At 63.5% G+C, this 6425-nt stretch carries 5 protein-coding genes; all 5 read left to right on the top strand.

Annotated features, from left to right (window positions below; translation table 11 throughout):
• Nucleotides 1–1233: FAD-dependent oxidoreductase (locus Q0K02_RS05270; RefSeq protein ID WP_294485711.1), on the top strand; the 1233-nt coding region annotated here is incomplete at its 5' end.
• A 186-nt stretch (nucleotides 1234–1419) separates the two neighbouring features.
• Nucleotides 1420–2745, top strand: coding sequence for a glycosyltransferase N-terminal domain-containing protein (locus tag Q0K02_RS05265; RefSeq protein ID WP_294485709.1), 1326 nt, complete (start codon nucleotides 1420–1422; stop codon nucleotides 2743–2745).
• Nucleotides 2746–3045: 300 nt separating this feature from the next.
• Nucleotides 3046–4035, top strand: coding sequence for a UDP-glucose 4-epimerase GalE (gene galE, locus Q0K02_RS05260; RefSeq protein WP_294485707.1), 990 nt, complete (start codon nucleotides 3046–3048; stop codon nucleotides 4033–4035).
• 334 nt (nucleotides 4036–4369) lie between these two features.
• Nucleotides 4370–4720 carry a DVU3141 family protein gene (locus Q0K02_RS05255; protein WP_294485706.1) on the top strand — a complete coding sequence of 117 codons (351 nt, stop codon included), beginning with the start codon at nucleotides 4370–4372 and terminating at the stop codon, nucleotides 4718–4720.
• Between the two features lie 76 nt (nucleotides 4721–4796).
• The gene (locus tag Q0K02_RS05250) at nucleotides 4797–6416 is read left to right on the top strand and encodes a polysaccharide biosynthesis/export family protein (RefSeq protein WP_294485704.1); all 1620 of its coding nucleotides are present in this window, start codon (nucleotides 4797–4799) and stop codon (nucleotides 6414–6416) included.
• The last annotated feature ends 9 nt before the right edge of the window (nucleotides 6417–6425 follow it).

The following is a 6425-nucleotide window of genomic DNA, read 5'->3' as shown; positions in this document are numbered from 1 at the left end:
ATCATCGGCGCGGGCTTCATCGGTCTGGAAATGGCCGTGGCTCTGGCCGACATGTGGGGCATCAAGGTGACCGTCATTGAAATGGTCGATCACGTGCTGCCCGCCCAGCTGTGCTACAACTTCAGCCAGATGGCCAAACACGACCTCGAAGATCTGGGCATCACCGTGCTCACAGGCGAAGCCGTGAAGGAACTCAAGGGCAAGGACGGCGCCGTGTGCGAAGTGGTGACCAACAAGCGCACCATCGAAGCCGACGAAGTCATCTTCTCCATCGGCGTAACGCCCAACTCCAAGATCGCCTCCGACGCCGGCATCGCCTGCCATCCGCGCGGCGGCATCATGGTGAACACCCACATGCAGACCTCCGATCCCGACATCTACGCCGGCGGCGACGTGGTGGTGGTCCGCAACCTCATTTCCGGCGATCTTTCCTATCTGCCCCTCGGCTCCATGGCCAACAGACAGGGCCGCGTCATCGGCACCAACCTGGCCGGCGGTCAGGCCACCTTTGAAGGCGTGGTCGGCTCCTGGTGCGTGAAGCTGAACAAGATGTACGCTTCCGGCGCCGGTCTCACCCTGCATCAGGCCCGCACGGCCGGCTTCGACGCCATCGAAGTCAGCATGGAAGGCTCCGACAAGGCCCACTTCTATCCCGGCCACACCAACACCAGCATCAACGTGGTGGTGGACAAGCAGACCCGCCGCGTGCTCGGCATTCAGGGCATGAGCACCGACGGCTCCGCCGTGAAGGCCCGCACCGACGCCGTGGCCGCCATGCTTCAGGTCTCCCGTCCCACGCTGAACGATCTCTCCAACCTCGAAGTCTGCTACGCGCCGCCCTTCGCCTCCGCCATGGACGTCATCAACGCCGCGGGCAACGTGGCCGACAACGTGGTGAACGGCTATCATCACATGATCACCCCCGACGAATTCGTCGATCTGTGGGATCATCGCGACGAAAACAACTACCTCTTCGTGGACATCCGTCCCGCCAAGGCCGGCAAGCCCATCGAAGAACGTCATCCCGGTCAGTACCTCTCCCTGCCGCTGGAAGAATTCAACGCCCGCGCCAAGAAGGAGATTCCCACCGACCGCCCCGTGGCCCTCGTGTGCAACACCGGCACCCGCGCCTACGAAGCTCAGCTCAAGCTGCGCGAAATGGGCATTGAAACCGTGAACTCCGCCGGCGGCCACACCGCGCTGCGCAAGCGCGGCGACGAAGACAAGTTCTAACCGTTGCGCCGGCATGCGCCGGTCTGCGACGCGCGGGGCGTTCTGAAATCTTGAAAACGCCCCGCCTCGTGCGCCCTTTCGGCGGGAGAGACTGCTCTGCTGCGGTCTCTCCCGCCGTTTTTTTCTTTGCCGCAGGTATCTTGCATGGCCCGTCCGTCTGTAGCATAGTGAAAAAAAGGGGATTTTATGGCAGCAGATCTTTTCTCCCGTCCGTTTTTCCGCGCGTACCGTCTTCTCTGGAAGATGGCGCGGCCGCTGCTCAGGCGCAGCTCACGCCTCTCCGACGGGTGGAAGGAACGGCTGGCCCCGGACGACTGGCTTCCCCCGGAATACGCCTCCACAGACGGACACGCCGTCGATCTCTGGCTTCAGGCCGCGTCGGGCGGCGAAGCCCGCCTTGCCGTGGCCGTGTGCGAACATCTTTCCCCCTCCTCCACGCTGCGGGTGCTCATCACCACCTGGACGAGGCAGGGCCGCGACGTTGCGGAACGGGCTCTCGACAACCTGAAACAAAGTCATCCCGCGCTTCGCGTCGTCGTGCGCTTTGCGCCTTTCGACGATCCCGACATCGTGCGTCGCGCGCTGTCCGTTGCTTCGCCGCGCATGGTGGCGCTTCTGGAAACCGAACTGTGGCCCGGTCTTCTGGCCGCCTGCCGGGAAAAACGCATTCCCGTGCAGGTGTTCAACGGTCGCATCAACAGTTCCACGGCGCATTTCGGCCGTCTGTTCTCCTCGCTCATGGCGGAAATTTCGCCCGTCGCCGTACACGCCATCTCCCGCTACGACGAAAAGGCCTTCCGCCGCATCTTCCCCTGCGCGGTGGACAGAATGCCCAACATCAAGTTCGATCTTGCCTCCCGCGCTCTGGACGCGCCGCTGCCCGCCCACAATCACTGCTTCAGCGTGAGCGGCCCGGTGTTTCTCTTCGCCTCCGTGCGTCAGTGCGAGGAAACGCGCATTCCCGGGCAGCTTGCGCGCCTGTACAAGGCCGTTCCCAACGCGGCCGTGGTCGTCGTGCCCCGGCATCTGCACCGCGTGGCCGCGTGGAAAAGCGTGCTGGAAGATCTGGCGCTCATGCCCGTGCTGGTTTCGGAAATGCCCGCAGGCCGCTGCCTGCCGCGCAGGCACGTGCTCGTGTGGGACCGCTTCGGCGATCTGCCCAAGCTCTACGCCGCGGCGCGCGCCGTGTTTGTGGGAGGCAGCTTCGGTCAGGGCGGACAAAACTTTCTGGAAGCCCTCTCCGCCGGACGCATTCCCTGCATCGGCCCTTCGGCGCACAACTTTCTCTGGGCCATGGGCACCGGCGAGCCGTCCATGCCGTCGCTGGAGCAGGCGGGACTTCTGCGTGTGGCGCATCATCCGAAGGAAGTCATCGACATCATGCTCGAACAGGCCGCCTCCACCCGCGACAGGATGTCCGTGCGCACGCGCTTCCGGGAATGGCTTGCGCCTCGCCTCGGCGGCGCGTCGAGCACGGCGCAGAACATAGAAAAAGCGCTGAGCGCCGACTGATCCCGCCCGCGCCCGTTGCGCAAGGCAAGGCCGTGCGGCGGCAAGGGGCAGAAAACGCCGACCTTTTGCACCGAAGGCCGCGCCGCTTCTCGCGCCTTTACGCCTGAAAAGGCCTCAAAGGGCGTGCCTTCCGCGGACGGCAGAACCTGGAAAGCGCAACTTCCCCTTTTCTTTCGCCCCCTCTCAGGCTATGCTCCGGGGAACTTGCGAGCCGACCGCGCCGGATTCCGCCGACGCCCGCCGACCGCACGGGTTCGGGATCACGGCCTTTTTCGCCGTCCCGCTTTTCTGGAGACAGGCATGAACATTCTCGTCATCGGCGGCGCCGGATACATCGGCAGCTGCACCAGCAAGGCGCTGGCCGAAGCCGGCCACCGCGTCACCGTGTACGACAATCTTTCCACGGGTCACAGGGATCTCGTCAAATGGGGCCCGCTCGTCGAGGGCGATATTCTCGACGGCGAGCGCCTGCGCGCGTGTCTGCGCGAAACGCGTCCCGACGGCATTCTCCATTTCGCCGCCTTCTCCCTGGTGGGGGAATCCGTGCAGAATCCCGGCAAGTATTTCCGCAACAACGTGGGCGGCACGCTGAACATTCTTGAAGCCATGCGCGACACGGGCATCCGCAACATCGTGGTGTCCAGCTCGGCGGCGGTGTACGGCACGCCGAAAACCATGCCCATCACCGAAGACGCGCCCGCGTCGCCCATCAATCCCTACGGGGAAACCAAGCTGTTCATGGAACAGATGCTGGCCGACTTCGCCCGCGCCCACGGCCTCTGCTGGACGGCGCTGCGCTACTTCAACGCGGCAGGGGGCGATCCCGACGGCGAGACCGGCGAGCGTCACAGCCCGGAAACCCATCTCATTCCCCGCGCGCTCATGGCCGCGGACGGCATCCTTCCCGACTTCTGCGTCATGGGCGACGACTACCCCACCCCGGACGGCACCTGCATACGCGACTACATTCATGTGAGCGATCTGGCCTCGGCCCACATCAGCGCCGCGGCGCGTCTGCTCCAGGAGGCGGACGGCTCGGGCCTTTCCCTGAACCTCGGCACCGGAACCGGCCTTTCCGTGAGGCAGATTCTCAACGCCGTGGAACAGACGACCGGCCTTCCCCTGCACTGCGCCACGGGCCCCCGCCGGGCGGGAGACCCGCCGAGTCTCGTGGCCGACGCCTCGCGCGCGCTCAGCGTTCTCGGATGGAAGCCGGAACACTCCAACGTTCAGGACATCATCCGCGACGCCTGGAACTGGTACTGCATCGACAAGGCAAAAAAGCACTGATCCCTGCCGATTCGGGCGGACGCCGGACATCCGGCGTCCGCCCTTCCTTTTTCGCGGCAGAGCCGTGCTTTCGCGCAAGGGCCGCCCGCGCCGTCATGACCGGATACTCCGCAACGCCCGAAAATTTTTCACGACGACGCCGCAAACGGCATCGGACGCAACGGCTTTTTCATCCGCAGAAAAAGGCCGTCTCTGCAAAACGCGCCTCTTTCGCGCGCCGCTGCAACAAGGCGCACGAATTTTTCCCGCACAGCGCCCTCTGGACAGGACAAGCCCCCCGGACATATATTATTCCTGCGGACTGATCCGCGGAATTTTTCATAAGGATAGCCCCATGCGAATCTTCCTTGTTCCCGTCGCTCTCTGCATGCTTCTGAGCGGCTGTTTTGCCAATCCTTTCGGAAAGCCCGACGCTCCCGAAACTCCCATACCCGAAACTCCGCTTTCCCCCGTGCCCCAGTTCATTTCCATGAACAACGCCGGCGCGCAGGCCTCCATCGACGACCCCGCCTTCGGCGGCCTCGTGGACGTCATGGTGGAAGGCTCGTTCACCTCGGCCTCCGGTCGCGACTGCCGCCGCGCCGTGGTCAGCCAGCCTCCGCACGAAGCGGAAATCGTCGTCCTCTGCCGTCAGGGCGAAGGATGGGAACTCATGCCCCGCGTCTGGGGCAACGGCCTTGACTGAGCAGGTTCCGTCGCCGGACGCTCCCCGTTCAGCCGAACTTTCAGCCTGAAATTTTCCAGCCTTCGGGCAGGTGACTATGTTGCGTCTTTTTCTTGCTTCTCTCGTCATGATGCTTGCCTTCTCCTCGCCGCTTTACGCGGCTGACTCCGCAAGCACCGCCACCGCCACGGCCACGGCTACCGCCACGGCCTCGGCTTCTTCCGCTACGCCCTCCACGCAGGAACCGCATCCCTTCGGCAGCAATCTCTTTCAGGGCAACTTTTCCTCCGGCGGCTCCGCGGCCACCATTCAGAGCGGCGACCGCATCCTCGTCCGCCTGTGGGGCAGCCGCACCCTCGACGACGTGTTCACCGTTTCCCAGAACGGTTCGCTGGATCTGCCCGAAATAGGCAGCATTCCGCTCTTCGGCCTGCCCCGCGGCGACGCCGCCCAGATTCAGCAGTCCATCATCAGCAAGCTGAACGTTTCCGGCATCAGCGACGTGCAGGTGTACGCCCGTCCGCTGGACACCCAGAACGTTTCCGTGTTCGTCACGGGATTCGTCAATCATCCCGGCAGCTATCAGGGCACGGCGTCCGACAACATCCTCTCCTTCCTCGACAAGGCGGGAGGCATCGACTCCCGTCGGGGCAGCTATCGCGACATCCGCGTGCTGAGAAATCAGCAGCAGCTCGCCACGGCGGATCTGTATCCCTTCATCCTGCGCGGACAGATTCCTTCCATCCGCTTCAACGACGGAGACACCATCGTGGTGGGCGAAAAAGGCCCCACCGTCTCCGCCAGCGGCGAAGTGCGCAACGCCGCCCGCTTTGAATTTGAAAAGGGAAAAATGACCGGCGAAGCCCTGGTTCAGCTCGCCGATCCCAATTCCAGGGCCTCCCACGTGAGCATTTCCGGCTTCCGCAACGGCGTGCCTTACAATCAGTACCTGTCGCTCAAGGAATTCAACAAGCTCAAGCTTGAAAACGACGATCAGGTGCGCTTTCAGGCCGACACCGCCGGCAACACCATCATGGTGGAAGCGCAGGGCGCCATTCTCGGCTCGTCGCGCTTCCCCGTGCGCCGCAACGCCCGCCTCAAGGAAGTGCTGAGCTACATTTCCGTGGATCCCGACCGGGCCAATCTCTCCGGCCTGTACATCAAGCGCCTGAGCACGGCCAAACAGCAGAAAAAGGCCATTGAAGACGCCCTGAACCGCCTGGAACACAACGCCTACACGGCCACCTCCTCCAGCAACGACGAAGCGCAGATACGCGCCAAGGAAGCCGAAATGCTCTCAAGCTTCATCAACCGCGCGCGCAAGGTGGAGCCGGAAGGCATCGTGGTGGTGGGCAGCGGCGGCAAGATTGCCGACATCGCCCTGGAAGACGGCGACGTCATCGTCATTCCCGAAAAGACCGACGTCGTCATGATAAGCGGCGAAGTCATCATGCCGCAGGCCGTGGTGTGGAACGAAGACCGCGACATGGACGACTACATCAAGAGCGCGGGCGGATTCAGCAACCGCGCAGACTCGAAAAACCTTCTCGTGGTGCATCCCGACGGCGAAGTCACGCCGAGAGCCAAGACCGTGCAGCCCGGCGATCAGATTCTCGTGCTGCCCCGCGTCGATTCCAAGAACATGCAGGCCGTCAAGGAAGTTTCCGAAATCCTCTATCAGGTGGCCGTGGCCTGCAAGGTCATTCTCGATCTGTAGCCTGCACGT

This window comes from uncultured Mailhella sp. (genome assembly GCF_944324995.1).
Taxonomy (GTDB): domain Bacteria; phylum Desulfobacterota; class Desulfovibrionia; order Desulfovibrionales; family Desulfovibrionaceae; genus Mailhella.
The sequence above is the reverse complement of the archived record's forward strand: the minus strand, read 5'-3'. Positions and strand labels throughout refer to the sequence as shown.

Bases quoted from the DNA above. Each gene is read 5' to 3' on its own strand.
- Q0K02_RS05265 (WP_294485709.1), top strand. From the start codon at position 1,420: ATGGCAGCAGATCTTTTCTCCCGTCCGTTTTTCCGCGCGTACCGTCTT.
- galE (WP_294485707.1), top strand. From the start codon at position 3,046: ATGAACATTCTCGTCATCGGCGGCGCCGGATACATCGGCAGCTGCACC.
- Q0K02_RS05255 (WP_294485706.1), top strand. From the start codon at position 4,370: ATGCGAATCTTCCTTGTTCCCGTCGCTCTCTGCATGCTTCTGAGCGGC.
- Q0K02_RS05250 (WP_294485704.1), top strand. From the start codon at position 4,797: ATGTTGCGTCTTTTTCTTGCTTCTCTCGTCATGATGCTTGCCTTCTCC.